The sequence below is a fragment of the Tissierella carlieri genome, assembly GCF_018917285.1.
Taxonomy (GTDB): domain Bacteria; phylum Bacillota; class Clostridia; order Tissierellales; family Tissierellaceae; genus Tissierella; species Tissierella carlieri.
In genome coordinates this window covers 22,690-44,814 of sequence record NZ_JAHLOH010000021.1, presented here as the reverse complement: position 1 = coordinate 44,814, position 22,125 = coordinate 22,690, and the positions used below count along the sequence as shown (strand labels likewise).

Sequence of the window (22,125 nt, the reverse complement as noted above, 5' to 3'; positions counted from 1 at the left end):
AATTTGTAGACCCTTTTACTGGGGAAAAAATAAAAAACTAAATATAAGAAGAACCCCTTTAGGGGTTGCTTGAGAAAATAAAGCGGTTGGCAGACCTTTCAATGTGTCTTGAGACACAGCAAGTACCATGCCCTTATAGGGCTAGAGCAAACCACCCGTTTTACGGGTGGTCATGATTTCTTTATAGTAATTTTAGTATTTATATTTATAATTTCATTGTAACATATATGTAACTTACTCAACACTTGAATTAGGTATAATATATATAAAATTTAGTTGTGATTTACTAAAATATATATTGGGGGACATATGATTAAAGAAAAACGAAAATCTAAATTTATTATAACGAATAGGAAAGTTCTACTTATAATTTTTATTTTATCAGCTTTTTATAATGGACTTATTGTGAAGAACTATAAGATAAGAACCGATAAGATATTAGATAGTCATTCTATAAGAATTGTGCTTATATCAGATTTACATAGTCATGTATATGGTAAAAATCAAAGTAAGATTATAAATAAAATAAAAAAGCAAAATCCCAACATAATTGCTCTAGCTGGTGATATTGCACCTGTCTTTTATGTTACAGGCAATCATGAAATTTGGACAGATGAAGTAGATTATATTAAGGAAGTTTTCAAATCCTTTAATATAATTGTATTAGAGAATGATTATAGGAAAGTAGATATTAACGGAGTTGAGTTAGTTATGGCAGGTGTAGATGATCCAGATATAATCAAATATGAAAGACCCCAGTCTAATTGGAATGAAGAAATATATAAATCATTTTCTAATATAGAAGATGTATCAGGATATAAGGTGTTATTATCTCATAGACCAGAAGCTGTTGATTTTTATAACTTTTTACCTTTTGATATGGTACTTTCGGGGCACTCTCATGGTGGACAGGTACGTATTCCATTTATATTAAATGGACTTTTTGCACTAAATCAAGGATTTTTTCCCAAATATGCTGGAGGAGTGTATGAGCAGGAAAGTTATACTCACATTGTAAGTAGAGGGGTATCATTTAATCCAAGATTACCTAGAATATTCAATCCACCAGAAATAGTAGTTATAGATATACAAGGTCAATAAATATATAAGAGGTTCAATTTGTTGTACTTGAAAAATAAAGCTTGACAATAAGGAATTATTGTTATATTATGGACGTGAACGATGTTCACGAGGTGAAATAAGACATGGAAAACTATAATAAAAATTATAGAGAGATTATTTTATCAGAAGCTAAAGATATTGCTATGAAGGAAGGTATTTCAAATATAAATATTCGTGCTGTTGCTAAGAATAGTGGAATAGCCATAGGTACAGTATATAACTATTTTCCTTCAAAAGGAGATCTGCTAGTAGCTATTATTGAAGATTTTTGGGAAGGTGCTTTTGCGAATGTTGATTGGCAAGATCTCTCTTACAATAACTTCTATGATAATTTAGAGAAGATTTATAGCACTTTATATCATTATCTTCTCAAATTTAAAGAAAACTGGCTAGAACAGCTTGCTTTGCTAAAGACACAGGAAAAGATACTTGGAAAACAAAGGGAAAATGAATATTTTGAGAAAATCTATTCTAAGATTAAAATATTAATGGATATGGATAATGGATTAAGACAGTATTCATGGTCAGAAGCAATCTCAAAAGAAAAAACAGCAGAATTTATTTTTGAAAATATGCTTATTATGCTTAGAAAAGAAGAGGAAGATATAAGTTTTTTTATAGCAATTCTAAAAAAAATAATGTCAGATTAAAATCATACTACAGTATGATTTTTAATTTGAACATCAATGAACAATGTTCATCAATATAATTAAGGAGTGATTATTATGCAGGCAATTATGGAAACTTTATTTGATGCAGTTTATTTAGTAGGGGTTATTACAATAGGAATGATAATGATATTAAAGGGTGGAAACAACAAGCAATTTAAGTTATTTGGTATTATGGCTGTTGTACTAGGGGCAGGAGATTCATTTCATTTAATACCTCGGTCATACGCTTTACTAACAACAGGATTAGAAGCCAACGCTGTTGCACTTGGGATAGGAAAATTTATAACATCTATTACAATGACCATCTTTTATGTAATTTTATATCATATATGGAGACAGCGTTACAGAATTAGGGGGAATAAGGGACTTACATTTTCAATTTATGCTTTGAGTATTATACGAATAGGATTATGTGTTTTTCCTCAGAATGATTGGTTAAACTATAATGCACCTGTTTCATGGGGAATATATAGAAATATTCCATTTGCTATTATGGGTGCTATTATTATCTCTATTTTTTATTCTGAAGCAAAGAAGTGTGATGACAATAATTTTAAATTCATGTGGCTGGCGATTGTATTATCTTTCGTTTTATATATACCTGTAGTGCTATGGGCTAATACAATTCCATGGATTGGAATCTTAATGATACCAAAAACTCTTGCCTATGTTTGGGTAGTATTGATGGGTTATAAAGAATTTAGGTTCAATGAAAAAAAGAAAGCTTTATAAGAAATAAGACGTTATATCTTCTAACTACTACAAAAAATAGTTGGATTAACTAGGTCATAATAGGGTATCACTAAAAAACAAACAAATAATAAATAAAATAATTAATAAGATTATAATAAAAATTAGAAGGAGAGATATCCGTGACAAATTTCCATAGCCAAGAAATAGATTTGAATACTGAGAAATACTCTCAGATAATAGAGTATATCCTCAAGAAGCATCATACTCCATTAAAAAAGGAATTACCAGAATTAGAAAAATTGGTATATACAATATTTAAAGTTCATTTTGACGATTCTGGAGATGTTCTTGAAAAGGTTCATAGATTATTTGGAGGATTAAAGACAGTATTAGAATCTCATATCATTAAAGAAGAAAGAAAGTTATTTTATATGATAATTGACTATGAAAAGGAACCTTCACAAAAGCTGTTAGAAAATATAGTAGAGGAAATTGAGAACGTTGAGAAGGATAATAAAGAATTAGAAGGGCTAGTTAAGAAAATTCGAGAGATTACAAATGACTATTTAGTTCCACCTACAGGATGTCCTACTTATGTAAATACTTACGATAGACTGAAGGAATTAGAGATAAGCTTATTACAGCATATAGATATAGAAAATAATATAATGTTTTATAGATTGAAAAAAGAAGCTAATAAGGGATAGTAGGATAATTTCCTACTATTTTCTATTTTTCTACTTTCGGCTATCATTGCATATTCATACCTTACTTGGAAAAGATAATCCTATAACTTAATTGGAGGGATTTCATGAGGGCAATAGTATATGAGGGAATAAATGATGTGAGGGTAGCAAAGGTTGATGATCCAAAGATACAAAATGAGGATGATATTATAGTTAAGGTAACATCAACAGCTATATGTGGATCTGATTTGCACTTAGTTCATGGAATGGTACCTAATATGCCAAAGGGATTTATTTTGGGGCATGAAACCATGGGTATCGTAGAAGAAGTGGGTAAAGGTGTGAATAAGGTTAAAAAGGGTGATAGAGTTATTGTTCCTTTTCCAATAGCGTGTGGGCATTGCTGGTATTGTGAGCATGATTTATGGAGTCAATGTGATAATTCCAATGATAATGGAGAAACTGGAGCTATATTTGGATATAGCAACACCTATGGAGGGTATGATGGAGGTCAAGCAGAATATCTTAGAGTACCTTATGCAAATGTAGGTCCTACGGTTATACCTGAAGAACTAACGGATGAGCAGGTACTATTTCTTACGGATATATTACCAACTTCTTATTGGGGAGTTGAAAACGGTGGAGTAAAAAATGGTGACACAGTAGTAGTACTAGGTTCTGGACCGGTAGGACTATTATCTATGAAATGGGCAGCATTTAAAGGTGCTAAACGAATAATAGCAGTAGATAGAGTTGGATATAGATTAGAGCATGCTAAAAGATACAATGGTGTAGAAGTAGTAAATTTTGAAGAATATGATAATACTGGAGAATATATAAAAGAACTAACAAATGGGGGAGCAGATGTAGTAATTGATTGTGTTGGAATGGATGGAAAGATGTCGTTTATTGAAAAGATGGAAACTGCATTAAAACTTCAAGGAGGCTCAAAATCTGCAATTGAAATATCTACTCAAGCAGTTAGAAAAGGTGGAACTATATCTATGGTAGGGGTATATGGTGCTAGATATAATATGTTTCCTTTAGGGGATTTCTTTTCAAGAAATATTACTATAAAAATGGGGCAATGTCCTGCACATTCCTATGTAGAACCTATTCTTAAGCTTATTAATCAAGGAAAGTTTGATGCTACTGATATAATAACTCACAGATTATCCTTAGATGAAGGAAAACATGGGTATGAGATATTTGATAAAAAAGCTGATAATTGTATTAAAGTAGTATTAAAACCTTAAAATAAAAACTATCACTAATATTTCTTGTTCTTGACATAAAAAAATAAATATGGTACATTTTTCTTATTAGCACTCTAACACTTAGAGTGCTAAAAAAATTATAATATAAAAAAGGAAAGGGAAGATATCTATGGAAAGAAAGGAATTTAGAGCAGAGTCAAAGCGTTTGCTTGATTTGATGGTAAATTCAATTTACACACATAAAGAGATATTTTTAAGAGAGCTGATTTCCAATTCGTCTGATGCTATTGATAAAATTTATTATAAAGCTTTGACTGATGAGAGCATAAGCTTTAATAAAGATGATTATTACATTAAGATTATAGCAGATAAAGAAAATCGCACATTGACCGTATCAGATACAGGAATTGGAATGTCAAAGGAAGAATTAGAAGAGAATCTCGGTGTGATTGCAAATAGTGGTTCCTTTGCATTTAAAAATGAAAATGAATTGAAAGATGGCTTTGATATAATTGGCCAATTTGGTGTTGGATTTTATTCTGCATTCATGGTAGCGGACAAGGTAACAGTTATAAGTAAAACCTTTGGAGCCAATGAAGGATATAAATGGGAGTCTGAGGGTGCTGAGGGATATACAATAGAGCCTATAGAAAAAGATACTGTTGGGACAGATATAATACTTACAATCAAGGAAAATACAGAAGACGAGAATTATGATGAATTTTTAGAAGAATATAGATTGAGGGGAATTATTAAAAAATATTCTGACTTTATTAGATATCCAATTAAAATGGATGTTACAAAGAGCAGATTAAAGGAAGGCTCTGAAGATGAATATGAACAATATGAAGAAGAGCAAGTAATAAATAGTATGGTTCCAATATGGAGAAAAAATAAAAATGAATTAACAGAAGAAGATTATAAGAATTTTTATTCAGAAAAGCATTTTGGATTTGATGAACCTATAAAGTCAATTCATCTATCTGTAGATGGTGTCGTAAGGTATAATGCTTTATTATTTATACCAAGTCAAACTCCTTATGATTTTTACACAAAAGAGTACGAAAAGGGACTTGAGTTATATTCCAATGGGGTACTTATAATGAATAAGTGTGCTGATTTACTTCCAGATTATTTTAGCTTTGTAAAAGGAATTGTAGATTCAGAAGATTTATCCTTAAATATATCTAGAGAGATATTACAGCATGATAGACAATTAAAGTTGATTGCAAAGAAGATAGAAGATAAAATTAAAGATGAATTAACTTTAATCCTAAAGAATGAAAGAGAAAAATATGAGGAATTCTTTAAAGGATTTGGAAAACAATTGAAATTCGGAGTTTATAGTGATTTTGGAATGCACAAAGAAGTATTACAAGACCTGCTTATTTTCTATTCGTCAAAGGAAAAGAAAATGGTTACCTTAGAGGAATATGTAAGTAGAATGCCAGAAGAGCAAAAATATATCTATTATGCAGCTGGCGAATCTGTAGAGAGAATTGATAAATTGCCACAAACTGAATTAGTAAAGGATAAAGGCTACGAAATTTTATATTTCACAGATGATATAGATGAATTTGCAATTAAAATGCTAATGCAATATAAGGAAAAGGAATTTAAATCTGTATCGTCAGGTGATTTAGGTATAGAAGCTGATGAAAAGGATAAGGATAATGAAAAGGAAATAGAAGAAAATAAGGAGCTATTTTCATTTATGAAGGAAAGCTTATCAGATAAAATAAAGGAAATAAAACCTTCTAAGAGACTTAAAAATTATCCTGTTTGCCTATCTAGCGAAGGGGAACTTTCAATAGAAATGGAGAAAATCTTAAGTCAAATGCCAGATAATCAGGGTATAAAGGCTGATAAAATATTGGAAATTAATATACATCACCATGTATTTGACACATTAAAATCTGCCTTTGAAAATGATAAGGATAAACTAAAGCTTTATACTAACTTATTATATAATCAAGCCTTATTAATAGAAGGATTACCTATAGAGGACCCTATTGAATTTACAAATAATATATGTAAGCTTATGTAGCGTGAAAGGGGGCGGTTTTTTTGCATGGAAAGCAAAAAAACCGCCTATGCATTCATCTCAATGCTTTAGAAAGGAGAAAATATGAAAATTTTAGTACCAGTTATAGTTGGAGCAATCATAGGATATTTTACAAATTGGCTTGCTATAAAGATGCTGTTTAGACCTCATCATGAGAAAAGAATAATGAATATAAAAATACCCTTTACTCCAGGCCTTATACCGAAGGAGAGAGAGAGGATTGCTAAAAGTATAGGGGAAACAGTAGGAAACTATTTATTATCACCAGAAACTATAGTTGAGGCTTTAGCTAATAAAAGAACGGATAGAGAAATTAAATTGTGGTTAGAAGATAAACTAAACAAATTAAAAGAAAGCCAACAATCTATGAAGGGGATTTTAGATAATTTGCTAGGTGAAAATTATGATAGATTTATAAAGAAAATAAAAGAAAATTTAAAGAATATAATAATTTCTCATATCAGGAGTGAACAATTTAAAACTTTAATATCTAAAGCTATTGAAGATAAAGTAAATAGCTTTGATACTGAAGAAATTTATGGATTAGTAGATGAAAAGTTGAGGGGATCTTTAATTGAATTATCAAAATCCTCAGAGCTAAAGAATGGAATAATCAGACACCTAGATTCAAAGCTAAATGAATTTGCTCAAGATGAAAGAATGCTATCACAATTGATTCCAGAGGAGTTATTAGCTGCTATAAATCAGTATATTGATGAAAATGGAAATGAAATCGGATATAGTATAAGGACGAGTTTCAAAGATCCTGAAATACAAAGAAAAATTAAAGATTCCATTTCGGAGCTTGTCTCTCAAAATATGTCTAAATTAATTATTGCTTTTATTAGTCCAGAGTTAATTTCTGATAAAGTATTTCATATGATTGAAAAATATATAAATAGTGAAGATGCAAATAAAAATATAGTTATGCTCGTTAAGGCTTCAATAGATAAGCTACTAGAATCCAAGGCTTCAGAGGTGGTACCAAGACTAATGGAAACTATTGGTCATGATGGTCTAGCAAGAATTTCGGATGTATTAATTAATTATATTTCTGATGAAAAAAATTATGATATTATGTTACAATTGATACAGGATAAACTAAAAGCTTCAGAATTAAATAACAAGGAAAATATAATAAATTACTTAAATACTAATATAGACATAATATTAAATTCAACTAAATTAGAAGAGAGTATCTTTAATTTTACTCAAATTATAGTAGAACAATTTTTAGACAAACCTATTTCTTCTATGGCAGAAAAAATAAATAAGGATATGATTACAAATATTTATAATATAGCTAGAACTATATTTGAAGGATTTGCTATACATGAATTGCCACATATTATTGAGTTATTTAATATATCAAAGATTGTAGAAGATAAGGTAAATAGCTTCGATGTAGATTTTACTGAGGAATTGATTTTAGATATTGCCAATAAGGAACTAAAGGCTATTACTTGGTTAGGAGCACTTTTAGGAGGTATACTAGGTATATTGACCCCTTTAATTCAGATGTTATATTAAGATAATATAATATACTTGATTTTCAAGTTAATATTTGATAAATTGGGTATATGTAGTATACGAATAACATATATAACACTATATATAGTTGACTGTAATTTGTTTTTAACTATTAAGGATTCATTATAAAGGGGGAGCATTATGTTACATGTTGAAAAGCGAAATGGCAATATAGTTGTATTTGAGGAAGAGAAAATTGTAAATGCAATTAAGAAGGCTATGGGAGAAACGGATTTAGGTATCGATGAAGATCTGGCTCAAGAAATTGCCCATAAGGCTTTTATAGATTTTAGTAAATTAGAAGTAGTAAATATAGAAAAGATTCAAGATTTTGTAGAAGTTGAACTTATGAAGTCACGTCCTGATGTAGCTAGACTTTATATTATTTATAGAGAAGAGAGAGCTAAATTAAGAGAACAAGGATGGGTAATGTCAGATCTTCAGAGAGATATTTATGAAAAAAAGTATCGCTTTGAGAATGAATCCTTTGATGGATTCTTGACTAGAGTCAGTGGTGGTAATAATGCTATTAAAAAAGCTATAAAGGATAAAAAATTTATGCCAGCAGGCCGTATCTTAGCAGGGAGAGGACTAGATAAGTTTGGTAGGAAAATTACTTTATCAAATTGTTACGTAATGCCAAAAGTTGAGGATAACATTGAATCCATATTTGATACTGCAAAATACTTAGCAAGAACTTATTCCTATGGTGGTGGTGTAGGACTTACTATTTCTAAACTAAGACCAAAGGGCTCTAGAGTAAATAATGCTGCAAATACTACAACTGGTGCTGTTTCCTTCATGGATTTGTTTTCTATGGTTACAGGATTAATTGGTATGAGAGGTAGACGTGGTGCTTTAATGCTCAATATGGATTGTAATCACCCTGACATAGAAGATTTTATTGATGTAAAAAATGATTTATCTAAAGTGAACTATGCAAATATATCTGTTAATATAGATGATAAATTTATGAATGCAGTGAAAAATAATGAAGAATATGATCTATATTTTAAGGTTGAAGCAACTGGAGAAGAAATTAAAAAGATTGTCAATGCTAGAGAATTATTTAAGAAATTATCTAGAAACAACTGGAATATGGCTGAACCAGGAATATTGTTCCAAGATAAGATCAACTCTTGGCATCTAATGAGTGAGGATAAGGATTTTGAATTTGCAGGAGTTAACCCATGTGCTGAAGAGACTCTTCCAGCTTTTGGTAGTTGTAACTTATCATCTATCAATTTAGCTGAATTTGTAAAAAATCCATTTACTAAGTATGCATATTTTGAATATGAAAAATTTGGCCAAATGGTAAGGGATGGTGTTATTTATTTAAATGAAGTATTAGATGAAAATATGGAACTACATCCTTTAGAAGAACAAAGGGAAATGTCAAGAGAACTAAGGCAAATTGGCCTTGGAATTATGGGATTAGCAGATATGTTTATTAAATTAGGAATAAAATATGGAAGTGAAGAATCTATCTCTTTAATCCATAAGGTAGGGCATACTATGATTAATGAAGCTTTAAGGCAATCGGCTTTAATGGCTAAAGAATACGGTCCATTTCCAAGATATAAGAGGGAAGCAGTACTCGACTCACCTTTCCTTTTAGAAAATGCAACCGAAGATGTATTGGAATTAATTAAAGAATATGGACTTAGAAATAGCCAGTTGTTAACTATACCACCTACTGGAAGTATTTCAACTTTAATAGGCTGTAGCAATGGAGTAGAACCAATATTCCAAGTATCCTATACTAGAAAGTCAGAATCACTTCATAATATTGACACATATTATAAGGTGTTTACACCTATTGTTAAGGATTATATGGATAGAAATCATATATCTAAAGAGGAAGATTTACCAGATTTCTTTATTACAACTTCAAACTTAAATTATAAAGATAGAATTGATGTTCAAGCAGCATGGCAGCAATACATTGATGCTAGTATCTCATCTACAGTTAATGTGCCTAATGAGTTTACAGTTGAAGAAGTTGAAGAACTATATATATACGCTTGGGAAAGAGGACTAAAGGGAGTTACTATCTATCGTGACGGTTGTGCAAGGTCTGGTATCCTTATTACAGATAAGCCAAAAGAAAGTCGACTAGATAAAATAGATGAATTGAAAAATGAGTTAAATAAGTTAGCAGCTGAACAAATAAAAGAAAATCCAGAGACTTGCCCAATGTGTGGAGGTACTATGATGCATAGTGGTGGATGTGCAGAGTGTCAAGATTGTGGATATAGTCCATGCTCATTTTAATCTAAATACGACAGGGAGGCATATGCCTCCCTGTCGTATTTATAATTCATGGGAAATCATATTAAATAGAAATAAGTTTATACTAGTTATGTGATTCATAAAAAGAATTTTGAATTTAATGAGACTTTTCTGTTTATGAGTTTCTAAAAAAACTTCCTTAAGTTTTTTATACTTCAATAGAAAAATTTTTATTTTTTAGTGAAAATTTTGTCAGAATAGGATATAATATAAAAAAGTACAAGGAGTTGATTAAGTGCACGGTGAATCAGGAGGACCATTAAAAAAGATAGAGAAATGGATGAAAAGCTTTATTCTGTGGATAGAGATCTTATTGGCAGCTTTTATTATGATTACGGTTCTTATAAGTGGAAAGGATATTGTTGTCCTTATTTACACTGTTTTTGTCACAGAGGCTAGTGCATCCTATGAGATTTTACAGGGATTACTAACTCATATACTATTATTAGTAGTTGGCTTAGAACTTGCACTTATGCTAATCACTCATTCTGCAGGAAATGTTCTTGAAGTAATACTATATGCAATTGCAAGAAAGATGCTGATCAGCAGCTCCAATACTATGGACATACTTTTGGGAGTAATATCCTTAGCAATAATATTTGCAGTTGATAAGTATTTGCATACAAAAGATGTTAAGAGGCTTTTTTAAGTAGATAAGTAAACCCATTTTGAATATAGAAATTGATTAAAATTAAGAGTTAAAGAGGAATAGTTCTTTAACTCTTTTTTAATTGATGATATAATTTGAGTCAAAGTCTGAATATGATTCAGGGGGGATTGGCTTGAGAGAAGAGAAACATATATTTATTTTATTGTCTCTATTTATAGCTGTTATATTGATATTTACTTCTTCAACTTTATTAGCTGATAATGAAAATAATATTTCTGAAATCAGGGAGAGATTAGATAATATTTCTGAAGAAGAAAAACAAATTCTTGAAGATCTTTTCATAAAATTTCAAGAGATAGAGGAGATGGAAAGAGAGAATAAAAGGATAAGCCAAGAGATAGATACAATGAAGATAGGCATAGAGGGGTTAGGAGAAAAGATTGAGAAAGAAGAAATTAACTATAAACACAATCTAAATGCATTGGAAAACATTTTAAAGAGTTATCAAAGAATGGGACCAGCATCTTTCTTAGATATAATACTTAATTCAGATAATTTAACAGATTTTATTAGAAGAATAAACATAGTTAGAGATTTAGCTAGAAATACAGGAAATCTTTTAGATAAAATAGAGGAATCTAAAGAGAGCTTAATACTTGAAAAATCTAATTTGGCTGAAAAGCTTAAATTATTAGAAGATAAGCAAAGGGCATTAAGAGAAACCCTAGTAAAAAAACAGGAACTAATAAAGGCTCAAGAAGAATATCTAGATTCTCTTACAGAAGATAAAGAATTATATCTAGAACGTTTACAATATATTTCTATGATTATGAATGAGCTTAAGATAATATTTTCAGATTTCACGAAGGAATTTGCTAAAATTATTGAGGAGAGTAATTTTCCTCAAGACGCAGTGAAGGAAACTCTTACATTACGAGGAGTAAAGGGGATTATAGAAGAAAAGACATTTAACGATATAATTGCAGCTCATAAGGGACTGCCTCAGATGGAATTTAAATTTTCTTCAGGAAAAATAGAGATGAAGGCACCAGAAAAAAACCTTACTCTTGAGGGCAAATTTGTTATTATAGAGGATCAAATTATAAAATTTGAGGCAGAGAAAGGTAGTTTCTATGGTATGCCCCTAGAAAAAGGAACTATAGAGGATTTATTTGAAGAAGGATATTTTATTTTAAACCTTGAGCCGTTGATAGGTAAAAATGTTTTAAGGTCTGTTGAAATTATGGATGGATATATGGAATTATTAGTTACTGTAAAGCTATTTTAAAATATGGGGGAGATTTTATGATAGAAGCTAAGAATATTTCTCTAGTATATAGTGATGGAACAGTAGGATTAAAGGATGTAAATATTAAGATTGAATCTGGAGATATTGTATATATTACAGGGCCTAGTGGATCAGGGAAAACAAGCCTTCTAAAACTTTTCATGGGAATAGAATATCCTACCACAGGAGAATTAAAAGTACTAGATCTTCCTATGAGCAAAGAACAGTCAGCAAATATTAGAAAGCTTAGAAGGATTATAGGGCCAATTTTTCAAGAATTTAAGTTAATAAAGGGAAGAACTGCTTTAGAAAATGTTATGATGGGTATGAGATTTCTAGGTATTCCGCCTAAACAGATAAAAGAAGAATCAAATAATGCATTAATAAAAGTAGGGCTTGAACACAAAAGGCTTTCTCTAGTGGAGCATCTTTCCTGGGGAGAAACTCAAAGGGTGGCTATAGCTAGGGCAGTAGCTAGGAAGCCGGCAATAATACTCGCTGATGAACCTACAGGTAATTTAGATATAGATAATGCACTCAATATATTAGAGCTTTTAACTTCATTTAAGAACAAGGATACATCTGTAATCATAACTACCCATGCTACACATCTAATAGAAGATTTGACAGAAGGAAAATTTATTAAAGTAGAAAATGGTAATATTAGACTAGAAAGTAGAGGTGAAGCTTAAATGAAGAATTTTTTCTATAATTTAGGTTATTTCATAAAAGAGTCTAATACCATATTTCGTGTAGATTTTCTCTCAAATATTTTTTCTATTTTTAGTATAGGATTAATTTTCTTTATTCTTTCAATGATTTTTTCTGGATGGTGGATAAGTAATGAAGTTATTGAAGTTTTGCAGAAGGAAGCAGAGATAAATGTCTATTTTGATGAAAGTATAGGAGATAGTGAGATTAATGATTTGATTCAAAGTATAGGAAGGATACATGGAGTAAGAGAAGCGAATTTAGTCAATGAAGAAGAATCTTATAATAGAATGACTGAAATACTGGGTAAGGAAGCTCGCATATTAGAGTTATTTGAAGAGAATCCCTTTAGTTCTTTTATTGAGGTTAAGATTCAGATAGAAGAGATAGATTTCGTTTTAGAGAGATTAGACTTGTTAGATGGGATACAGCATATCAGAGATAACAAAGAGGTAATAGATCGTCTACAAAAAATTATTACAATACTTACAGTTTTAGGAGTATTAGTTATAACTGCTGTAGGAATATCCACTTTAGTAGTAGTATCGCATATAATCAGACAGGGTATATATAACAATAGAGAACAAATTAATACATTGAAATTATTAGGAGCTCCAGATAGTTTTATAGGTTTTCCATTTTTATTGGAAGGATTATTTTTAACTGTAGGTGGAGGGATATTAGCTTCAAGTCTAGGAGCCTTGATAATACACTATGGATATAGCCAGATGGGAGGATCTCTTCCATTTATTCCATTGCCACCTAAGGATGCAATAGTAACTTCCTTGACTATTTTAACCATGTCATTGAGTTGTATTCTGGGCATTATAGGTAGCTTATTTGGACTATCCTCTGCTAAGGCTAGTTAATTAATATAATTATAAGGAAGGAGTTGAAAAGCAGGATAAAATCCTGTACTAATATGAAAATAGGTTTAATTGGATTACCAACAGTAGGTAAAACTAGTTTGTTTAATCTTTTAACAGGTTCAGACATTGAAATAACAGGTTTTTCTCAAGGGAAAGTTGAGGCTCATTTAGGTATCGCAAAGATACCTGATGAAAGGATTGATTTCTTATCTAATATGTACCAATCTAGAAAAACAACCTATGCAACAATAGAGGTAATTGATGTACCAGGTCTAGTAAAGGGATCAAGTACAGGTCAAGGTGTAGGTAATCAATTTCTAGATAATATTAGAAAGGCAGATCTTTTAGTTCATGTACTGAGAGTATTTGATAATGATAATGTAATCCATGCTGAAGGTAGTATAGATCCTATGAGAGATATAGAGACCATAAATCTTGAGTTGTTATTTGCTGATTTAGGCATTATAGAGAATCGAATTGAACGTATAGAAACATCTAAGAAGGTGACTAAGGAGAATTTAGCAGAACTAGAAGTACTTAAAAAATGTAGAGAAGGATTAGAGAATGGTCTACTACTACACAATATAGATCTCTCAGATGAAGAAAAGGACATCTTAAAGACATTTTCATTTCTATCAGAAAAACCTATGATATTAGTAGCCAATATAGATGAAAATCAATTAATGGAAAAGAATTATTCTGGGAGACAGAGTTTAATAGATTTTGCTAAATCTGTAAATACCCCTTTAATTGAACTTTCCATCAAAACAGAATTAGAGATATCAGAACTAGATCCAGAAGATAGGGAAATGTTTATAGAAGATTTAGGCATTATAGAATCAGGTATAGATATATTAGCTAAAACGGCCTATGATTATCTTGGACTTATTTCTTTCCTTACGGCAGGGAAAGATGAAGTAAGGGCTTGGACCATTAGAAAGGATACTAAAGCAAAGGAAGCAGCTGGAAAGATACATTCAGATATAGAAAAGGGATTTATAAGAGCAGAGGTATGTAAATTTGTTGACTTGAAAGAGTATGGTTCTATGGTAAAGGCCAAAGAGAAGGGTCTAGTTACCTTGGAAGGGAAGGAATATATTGTTGATGATGGAGATATAATTGAATTTAGGTTTAATGTTTAGATATTTTCTATAGATATAAAACTTGAATAGTTTATTCTGTTCGAGTTTTATCTTTTATTACTATAGATGAAAATTACTAAATATTTGACTAGTTTTTGGGTATATATTAGCCAATTCATAATATAATGTTTATCATTACTTTTTTTAAATAACTATATAAAGAAGCAGTAAAATTAATAACAATTCTTTTATTTCTTGTATTATTCTTGGAGGGTTAGGAATGAAGAAGTTTATATCTATAGTATTGATAATAATAGGAATTGCTTTGATCTTAACTCCTACTATTAAAAATCAAATAATTAAGCATAATATTAAAAAGAAATCTGAAATAGTAAATACTATTACCCATGAGGAAATAACTGAGAATATAGAGACTGATGCAGAATTTGACTATGAAGCTATAGAAGATGTTGGAATTACATCTACAATTATTGGGTCAATTAACTTTGACAATAAATCTATGATAGGTCAGTTAATTATCCCAGAATTAGATATAAACTTACCAGTATTAAAGGGTGTAACCAATGCCAATCTATTAGCAGGGGCTACTACTATGGTTCCTGAGCAGAAAATGGGTGAAGGAAATTATCCCCTTGCAGGTCATAGAATGAAACAAAAGGATTTATTATTTGGTTCTTTAATGGATATAGAAGTTGGAACTACTGTGTATATAACGGATAAAAAAACTATTTATGAATATAAGATATATAATACCGTTGTAGTACCAGATACTGCTATGGAGATGTTGGATAATAAAAGATCCGAGGAACAAGGGAGACCAATTATATCCCTTATGACCTGTTATTATTCGTCAAAGACGGGGAAAAGATTTTTTGCTTTAGGAGAATTAGTAGATGAATATCCAGTGGAGGATTAAATCATAATTAAATTAGGAAATAGAATAAAAGAAAGAAGGGATATAGATGGGAAAATATAATATGGAAGAGCTACACGAAATGACTATAGAAATGCTTGAAAGAAGGGGGGTAACCTTAGAAGATATAGGAGAGTTAGTTTTATTCCTTCAGGGAAAGTATTATCCTGATCTTACACTAGAGGTTTGTATAGAAAATATTAAGGCTGTCCTTACAAAAAGAGAAATAATCCATGCCATTTTAACGGGAATAGCCTTAGATGAAATTGCAGAAAAGAAACTATTACCAGAACCATTACAAACTATAGTTGAGTCCGATGAAGGGTTATATGGTATAGATGAGATTATTCCATTATCCATAGTAAATGTTTATGGTACTATAGGATTAACAAACTATGGATATTTAGATAAGGAGAAAATCGGTATTATAAAGAAAATAGATGGAATGAAGGGTATAGCAGTTCATACATTCTTAGATGATTTAGTTGCTGCCATTGCAGCTGCAACGGCTAGTAGAATAGCTCACTCTAGGAAAGATTAATAGATAAAAGAGATTTTTGAGTGAAGGATATCAAAAATCTCTTTTATTTTAGATTTCTACCTATCATTGAAAATACAGAGATATATTGACAAAGTATTTATATTTGTTTAACTTATAGATAGAAATACATAATAAGGAATCTATACAATTTTGTATCTAGGATATAACTAAGGTGTCTGCTATATTATAAATAGAGATGTAAAATTGTATGATATTTTAGGAGTGATCTAATGAGAGAAAATGATTTGAATACAGAAGAAAAGATACTTTTAGCTGCAATAGAATTATTTCCAGTCAAGGGAGATATGACTACAAGAGAGATAGCAAATTTAGCTGGAGTAAATGTAGCTGCTATTAACTATCATTTTAAAAGTAAAGATAATTTGATGAAAGCAGTAGAGAAGCACTATTCTAGTATGTTATATGATATACAAAATGAAATCATAAATGATCCTAGCACAACTTTGGAAGATAAGCTGATTATTTGGGCAAATCACTTAATGGAATTTATGTTTAAATGGCCTGCACTTATAACTGTGGTATCCAGTCTAATCTTGCAGGATAAAGAATATAACCCTGAAATAATAAACAAATTTTTTAGAGATGTGGAATTAAAAGATAAGATACAAGATATTATATCTAAGATTACAGGAATAGAAGATATAGATATTCTTAATTATAAATATATTCAATTATTCTCAGGTGTATTGGGACCTATTATATTTCAAGTATTACCAATGATATCAGGGATGAAGGGGATTTTCATAGATTTTAGTTTAGAAGAAGAAAGAATGAAATATATTAAAAATCTAGTAACATCTATTTTAGATAAATAGATATTGATTTTTTAGTATGTGAGTATTAAAATGTATTTAAACAATTGTTTTAAACAATTGTTTAAATACATTTTTTTATGGGGGGATTTGTGTGGAGAGTTTTGGAAATTTTATAGTAAGTCATAAGAAAGCTATAATTTTTACCTATATACTAATGATTATATTATCTATTATTACTAGCCAATTTGTAGATATTAATTATGACTTAAGCACATATTTACCAAAAGAAATAAATTCTATAAAAGGTAAAGGTCTACTAGAAAAAGAATTTGGAATTTCAGGTATAGGTTATATATTGATAAAGGATAAAACCTTTCAGGATTTAGATAAAATAGCGAAGGATCTTAAATCTATCCAAGGGATAGAAAATATAATCTGGTTGGGGTCAGCAGAAGATATTTTAAAACCAGAAGAATTTATGGATGAAAGTATTAAAAAAGAATTTTTGAATGGAAATGCTAACTTAATGCAAGTGCAGTTTTCCAACTCTAATGACTCTAGGGAAACTGTAGATGCTGTTGAAAAGATACATCTTTATATAGATGACTTTGGAATAATAGGTGGCCCTGCATCAATTTCCCATGATCTGCAAAAAATCACATCTAAAGAGATTTTATACTACTCTGTAATCGCATTTGTAATAATTTTCATAGTCTTGTTTTTATCTATGGAGTCTTTTATTGAACCAATACTATTTTTTATAGCCATAGGCGTGGCAATTATATTAAATAAAGGAACTAACATAATATTTCCAAATGTATCTTTTAATACAGATTCTATAGCAAGTATTATTCAATTGGCAGTTTCCATGGATTACTCTATATTCCTAATCCATAGATATATAGAAGAAAAGAAATACCATGAAAATAATGATAGGGCCATGGTAGCTGCCATTGGGAAAACATTTACTTCTGTACTTTCCTCTTCATTAACAACTGTAGGTGGTTTTTTAGCACTAATTGTCATGAAATATGGTATAGGAAAGGATATAGGTCTAGTTTTAGCTAAGGGAGTATTATTTAGTTTAATTTCAGTTATTACTTTGTTACCAATATTAGTGTTACTATCTGATAAATGGATTGAAAAATACCAACATAAGATATATCTACCTAGATTTGCAAAATCCTCACACATTATAGTTAAATATCATTATGTGTTTTTAATATTAGCTATCTTAATAGCAATACCCTCATCACTGGCTCAATCACAGGTAAAATATTATTATGCTAATGAAAAAGTGATTCCTAAGACATTTAAATCAAATGTTGCAAATACAGAAATAGACAAATTGTTTTTAAATAAAAATCAATTAGCATTAATGATTCCCAAAGGAGATAAATTAAAAGAATCTGAGTTGATAAGAAAACTTGAGACAGTTAACGGAGTAGTTGATATAAAAGGTTTATATGGGATGGTAGATATAGAAGTACCTGAGGAATTTTTACCTCTAGAAGTTACCGAAAACTTTCAAGGCGAAAATTATTCCTTAATAAATATAAATTTAAATCTTCCGATGGAAGGAGCATCTACAAAGGAGACACTAAATAATATTAAAAGTATTCTATTTAATGAATATGATGAATGGTATCTTACAGGTGAATCAATGATTTATGCAGATCTAGAAAAGATTACATCTCAGGATTTTAGAAATATAACCATTATATCTACTATAGTAATAGGAATAATAATACTTTTGGCTTTTAAATCCTTAATCATACCTATTATATTGGTATCTGTTATTCAATTAGGGATTTGGATAAATCTGGCGATACCTTACATGCAAGGTATAAGCTTAAACTTTATTAGTTTTATTATAATAGGGGCTATACAATTAGGAGCTACAGTTGACTATGCAATTCTTTACACCGCAAGATACTTGGAAAATATTGAACAGTTGGATAAAAAAGAAGCTGCCATAAAGACAATAAAAGATACAGGAAGACCAATACTTACATCAGCACTAATATTATTTACTGGAACATTAAGTGTTTATCTAATCACTAGTATGAAAAATACTGCAGAATTGACATTACTCATAGGAAGGGGAGCTATTATAAGCTTTATATTAGTGCTTGTAGTCTTACCTTCATTGCTAATTATATTTAATAGTTTAATCAAAAAGACTACTTCAAGATTATCTAGGGAAATAAATAATTGATGGAGGGGAAAAAAGTGAAAAAAGTTGTTAGCTTTATTTTAATTTTTACAATTATATTTTCATTTTCAATTACTGGTATTACAGAAGTTGTCAGACATGAAACAGTATATGTAAATTTAGATCACGATGGTAACACTAGAAATATTAAGACAGTAACTCATATTTCAGGAGAAAGTAAAGATGAATATTATATGGACTATGGAAATTTAGAGGATGTAAGAGTCCTAACAGAAGGTGTTAATCCTATAATAGATAATGGAACAATAAAATGGGATACAAAGGTATTAAGTGAGAAAGATATATATTATGAGGGAAAACTTGAAAAGAAAATTCCTCTGGAATTGGAAATTCAATATTTTATAGATGGAGCAAAGATAGAGGGGAAGGATTTAGCAGGTAAGTCGGGAGATTTAGAAATCAAGATAAATGTTAAAAATAGTAAGAGTCTAACTACCCAAATTCAAGTACCTTTGGATTTAGATATTTTTACAAGGATTGAAGCTCAAAAAGGAGTTACTTCTGTAGTAGGAAAAACTATGAATGTGGTATTTACACATCTTTCCCTAGGAGATGAAAGTTTTACAATTAAGGCGGAAGGTAAAAATATAGAGCTAAATCCAATATTAATCTCCTCCACAAGTGCCAAAATATCTCTTTCAGGAGAATTTGATGAATTTGCAGATGGAATTAAAGCAATGCATAACGGAACAAAAGAATTGGAAGATGGTTCTACAAAACTAAGTAAAGGCATGAAAGCATTAAAAGATGGACTTGTGTCCTTAAGTGGAGGAATATCAAAATTTTACAATGGGTTAAAAGAGATAGGTAATAATTTAAAAACTCTTATTAATGGATTTTCTCAATTTAATTTAGGATTAGGTACATTAAATGAAAATATTTCTGGTGTAGTAAAAGGAGTAGAGGAAGTTAACGGTGGAATAAATAAATTAAATTTAGAAAGTGGAAATATAGAAACTGGCATTTCAGGGTTAAATGATGGAATAAAAGAGATCAATGGGGGCTTAGAAAATCTCAATAGGGGTTTAGGAGAAATAAATAATGGTCATAGCAATTTAGTTCAATTAGCCCAAAGTCTAATTTCTAGTGATGACCCTAGAGTAAAAGCTCTTGCAGAAGGAGTTATTAATGAATCTAAGGCTATAGATGAACTTAGCCAAGGTCTAAATCAATCTAAAATAGGTATGGATACAATTGGTGAAAACTCAGAGAAATTACTTTATGGGTATAATGAATATAATAAAGGATTAAATAATTTAGCCTTAGGATTTAATCAGCTAAAGGATGAAATAAAGGAATTACCTGAAGAGATTAATAATATGTATTTAAGTCATAATCAGTTAATAGAAGGGCTTACATCTTTAAATCAAGGATTTGATGTAGCTATTAATGGTGGAAATGAAATAAATGTAAATGCGAAGAAAATTCCAGAAGATATTACTGAGATGGTAGAAGGGCAAGAGGAATTGACCGATGGTTTAAAAGAATTAAATGACAGTGGATTTAAAAAAATTGTAGAGGGCTTGGAGAATTTTACTATGGATGAAGCTAAAGATGACAAATCATATACTTCATTTATAGATGAAAAAAATAAGGAAAATTCAAGTTGTCAATTTATTATGCAAACACCGACTATTAAGATAGAGGGTGAAAAAGTAAAAGTAGAAATCAATGGTGAAAACAATAAAACTATCATCCAAAGGTTTTTAGATTTATTTAGCAGGTTCATTGGTAAAAAATAGGATTAAAAAATAAGCTCCGATTGGAGCTTATTTTTGATTACCATTCTATAGAAATCATAGATTTGTTTATAGATGCTAAATCCTTAGCACCAGTTAATATCATAGTTTGAAGAAGTTGATTCTTCATATTTTCAATTATCAATGAAACTCCTTCACTACTACCTCCATAGGCACCAAAGATTACTGGTCTTCCTATTAGAACTGCATCTGCTCCCAGAGCAATCATTTTGAAGACGTCTATTCCTGAACGAATTCCACCATCAACGAGAATCATTATTTTTCCTTTAACAGCTTCAACTATTTCAGGAAGTGCTTTTGCAGTAGATTCCGTATGGTCTAGTACTCTTCCACCATGATTTGATACGACTATAGCCTTAGCTCCAGCTTCCACTGCTAGAATTGCCTCTTCCTTTGTCATTATACCTTTTAAAATGAAAGGGAGGTTAGTAGAAGAAGTAATTTCCCTTAGTTCATCCACAGGTTTTGGGCTAACAGGAGCGCCCTGTAAAGCCATTGTAATTAATCCTGCACCATCAATATCCATTCCAGCAGCAATGGCATTTATATTTTCGGCTTTCTTCACAGAGTCTATAACAAGATTATTTTTTTTAGGTTTGAGTATACCGACGCCTTTACCATTTACTTTTTTCAGAATTTCTAATCCAATTTCATAAAAAGCAGGATTAGCTGAGTCGCCAATCATAGCAATAGTACCAGCATCTATACTACCATTTATTACACTGCTTATATATTGTTCTTCCGTTAATGCACTACCCATATTAAAAGCTGTACCAGTAATTGGAGCGCTAATTATTGGTATTTCTAGTTGTGTACCGAAAAAATTAAATTTTAAATCGGGATTTTTTGCATTATGAATAGTTTTTAGCCTTATTTTTACTTTAGTTAAGTCTTCAACATTAGATTTGAAAGAGGAACCCGTTAAATGGCCACCCATACCAGGAACTTCCCCTGCACAAGCTACACCATTACATATGGGACATACTCTACAGTATCCCTTCAACTTCTCTCTTGCTATATTCCTTACTTCTTTTAAATCCAT

Annotated in this window: 19 protein-coding genes; 18 read left to right on the top strand and 1 reads right to left on the bottom strand. The window is 30.3% G+C overall.

Going from position 1 to position 22,125, the window contains the following annotated elements; all coding sequences use genetic code 11:
* Positions 1-309: 309 nt before the first annotated feature.
* The 18 genes from KQI38_RS05430 to KQI38_RS05345 all read left to right on the top strand — a co-directional run bounded on the left by KQI38_RS05430 (position 310) and on the right by KQI38_RS05345 (position 21,065).
* Positions 310-1,101, top strand: a complete 792-nt coding sequence (locus tag KQI38_RS05430; protein ID WP_216556709.1) for a metallophosphoesterase — start codon at positions 310-312, stop codon at positions 1,099-1,101.
* Between the two features lie 104 nt (positions 1,102-1,205).
* Complete coding sequence (locus tag KQI38_RS05425) at positions 1,206-1,772, top strand: TetR/AcrR family transcriptional regulator (protein ID WP_216556707.1); 567 nt, start codon at positions 1,206-1,208, stop codon at positions 1,770-1,772.
* 75 nt (positions 1,773-1,847) lie between these two features.
* Positions 1,848-2,525, top strand: a complete 678-nt coding sequence (locus KQI38_RS05420) for a hypothetical protein (RefSeq protein ID WP_216556705.1) — start codon at positions 1,848-1,850, stop codon at positions 2,523-2,525.
* A gap of 140 nt (positions 2,526-2,665) precedes the next feature.
* A complete protein-coding gene (locus tag KQI38_RS05415; RefSeq protein ID WP_216556703.1) occupies positions 2,666-3,193 on the top strand; it encodes a hemerythrin domain-containing protein in 528 nt (175 codons plus the stop codon).
* 104 nt (positions 3,194-3,297) lie between these two features.
* Positions 3,298-4,428, top strand: coding sequence for a zinc-dependent alcohol dehydrogenase (locus KQI38_RS05410; RefSeq protein ID WP_216556701.1), 1,131 nt, complete (start codon positions 3,298-3,300; stop codon positions 4,426-4,428).
* Positions 4,429-4,558: 130 nt separating this feature from the next.
* Positions 4,559-6,436 (top strand): molecular chaperone HtpG, encoded by a 1,878-nt coding sequence (htpG, locus tag KQI38_RS05405; protein WP_216556699.1) that lies wholly within the window; start codon positions 4,559-4,561, stop codon positions 6,434-6,436.
* A gap of 81 nt (positions 6,437-6,517) precedes the next feature.
* Positions 6,518-7,984, top strand: a complete 1,467-nt coding sequence (locus tag KQI38_RS05400; RefSeq protein WP_216556697.1) for a DUF445 family protein — start codon at positions 6,518-6,520, stop codon at positions 7,982-7,984.
* 141 nt (positions 7,985-8,125) lie between these two features.
* Positions 8,126-10,258: an adenosylcobalamin-dependent ribonucleoside-diphosphate reductase gene (locus tag KQI38_RS05395; RefSeq protein WP_216556695.1), complete on the top strand. Its 2,133-nt coding sequence runs from the start codon at positions 8,126-8,128 to the stop codon at positions 10,256-10,258.
* 253 nt (positions 10,259-10,511) lie between these two features.
* The gene (locus tag KQI38_RS05390) at positions 10,512-10,925 is read left to right on the top strand and encodes a hypothetical protein (RefSeq protein WP_256311305.1); all 414 of its coding nucleotides are present in this window, start codon (positions 10,512-10,514) and stop codon (positions 10,923-10,925) included.
* 133 nt (positions 10,926-11,058) lie between these two features.
* Positions 11,059-12,174: a coiled-coil domain-containing protein gene (locus tag KQI38_RS05385; protein WP_216556693.1), complete on the top strand. Its 1,116-nt coding sequence runs from the start codon at positions 11,059-11,061 to the stop codon at positions 12,172-12,174.
* 17 nt (positions 12,175-12,191) lie between these two features.
* Positions 12,192-12,866 (top strand): cell division ATP-binding protein FtsE, encoded by a 675-nt coding sequence (locus tag KQI38_RS05380; RefSeq protein ID WP_216556691.1) that lies wholly within the window; start codon positions 12,192-12,194, stop codon positions 12,864-12,866.
* A complete protein-coding gene (locus KQI38_RS05375) occupies positions 12,867-13,754 on the top strand; it encodes a cell division protein FtsX (RefSeq protein ID WP_216556689.1) in 888 nt (295 codons plus the stop codon).
* A gap of 53 nt (positions 13,755-13,807) precedes the next feature.
* On the top strand, positions 13,808-14,896 hold the full coding sequence (ychF, locus tag KQI38_RS05370; RefSeq protein ID WP_216556687.1) for a redox-regulated ATPase YchF: 1,089 nt from the start codon (positions 13,808-13,810) through the stop codon (positions 14,894-14,896).
* A 220-nt stretch (positions 14,897-15,116) separates the two neighbouring features.
* Positions 15,117-15,773 (top strand): class A sortase, encoded by a 657-nt coding sequence (locus tag KQI38_RS05365; protein ID WP_094903670.1) that lies wholly within the window; start codon positions 15,117-15,119, stop codon positions 15,771-15,773.
* A gap of 46 nt (positions 15,774-15,819) precedes the next feature.
* Complete coding sequence (locus KQI38_RS05360) at positions 15,820-16,311, top strand: phosphatidylglycerophosphatase A (protein WP_094903672.1); 492 nt, start codon at positions 15,820-15,822, stop codon at positions 16,309-16,311.
* A 230-nt stretch (positions 16,312-16,541) separates the two neighbouring features.
* Positions 16,542-17,147 carry a TetR/AcrR family transcriptional regulator gene (locus KQI38_RS05355; RefSeq protein WP_216556685.1) on the top strand — a complete coding sequence of 202 codons (606 nt, stop codon included), beginning with the start codon at positions 16,542-16,544 and terminating at the stop codon, positions 17,145-17,147.
* Positions 17,148-17,238: 91 nt separating this feature from the next.
* Positions 17,239-19,305: an efflux RND transporter permease subunit gene (locus KQI38_RS05350; protein WP_216556683.1), complete on the top strand. Its 2,067-nt coding sequence runs from the start codon at positions 17,239-17,241 to the stop codon at positions 19,303-19,305.
* 14 nt (positions 19,306-19,319) lie between these two features.
* Positions 19,320-21,065, top strand: a complete 1,746-nt coding sequence (locus KQI38_RS05345; protein ID WP_216556681.1) for a hypothetical protein — start codon at positions 19,320-19,322, stop codon at positions 21,063-21,065.
* A gap of 37 nt (positions 21,066-21,102) precedes the next feature.
* On the opposite strand, the gene KQI38_RS05340 is transcribed toward KQI38_RS05345, so the two are convergent.
* On the bottom strand, positions 21,103-22,125 hold the full coding sequence (locus KQI38_RS05340; RefSeq protein ID WP_216556679.1) for an alpha-hydroxy-acid oxidizing protein: 1,023 nt from the start codon (positions 22,123-22,125) through the stop codon (positions 21,103-21,105).

What these genes read in the sequence shown, in the direction of transcription:
- htpG (WP_216556699.1), top strand. Translation starts at nt 4,559, where the DNA reads ATGGAAAGAAAGGAATTTAGAGCAGAGTCAAAGCGTTTGCTTGATTTG.
- KQI38_RS05340 (WP_216556679.1), bottom strand. Translation starts at nt 22,125, where the DNA reads ATGGATTTAAAAGAAGTAAGGAATATAGCAAGAGAGAAGTTGAAGGGA.
- KQI38_RS05365 (WP_094903670.1), top strand. Translation starts at nt 15,117, where the DNA reads ATGAAGAAGTTTATATCTATAGTATTGATAATAATAGGAATTGCTTTG.
- ychF (WP_216556687.1), top strand. Translation starts at nt 13,808, where the DNA reads ATGAAAATAGGTTTAATTGGATTACCAACAGTAGGTAAAACTAGTTTG.
- KQI38_RS05380 (WP_216556691.1), top strand. Translation starts at nt 12,192, where the DNA reads ATGATAGAAGCTAAGAATATTTCTCTAGTATATAGTGATGGAACAGTA.
- KQI38_RS05360 (WP_094903672.1), top strand. Translation starts at nt 15,820, where the DNA reads ATGGGAAAATATAATATGGAAGAGCTACACGAAATGACTATAGAAATG.
- KQI38_RS05425 (WP_216556707.1), top strand. Translation starts at nt 1,206, where the DNA reads ATGGAAAACTATAATAAAAATTATAGAGAGATTATTTTATCAGAAGCT.
- KQI38_RS05430 (WP_216556709.1), top strand. Translation starts at nt 310, where the DNA reads ATGATTAAAGAAAAACGAAAATCTAAATTTATTATAACGAATAGGAAA.
- KQI38_RS05375 (WP_216556689.1), top strand. Translation starts at nt 12,867, where the DNA reads ATGAAGAATTTTTTCTATAATTTAGGTTATTTCATAAAAGAGTCTAAT.
- KQI38_RS05410 (WP_216556701.1), top strand. Translation starts at nt 3,298, where the DNA reads ATGAGGGCAATAGTATATGAGGGAATAAATGATGTGAGGGTAGCAAAG.
- KQI38_RS05395 (WP_216556695.1), top strand. Translation starts at nt 8,126, where the DNA reads ATGTTACATGTTGAAAAGCGAAATGGCAATATAGTTGTATTTGAGGAA.
- KQI38_RS05400 (WP_216556697.1), top strand. Translation starts at nt 6,518, where the DNA reads ATGAAAATTTTAGTACCAGTTATAGTTGGAGCAATCATAGGATATTTT.
- KQI38_RS05420 (WP_216556705.1), top strand. Translation starts at nt 1,848, where the DNA reads ATGCAGGCAATTATGGAAACTTTATTTGATGCAGTTTATTTAGTAGGG.
- KQI38_RS05355 (WP_216556685.1), top strand. Translation starts at nt 16,542, where the DNA reads ATGAGAGAAAATGATTTGAATACAGAAGAAAAGATACTTTTAGCTGCA.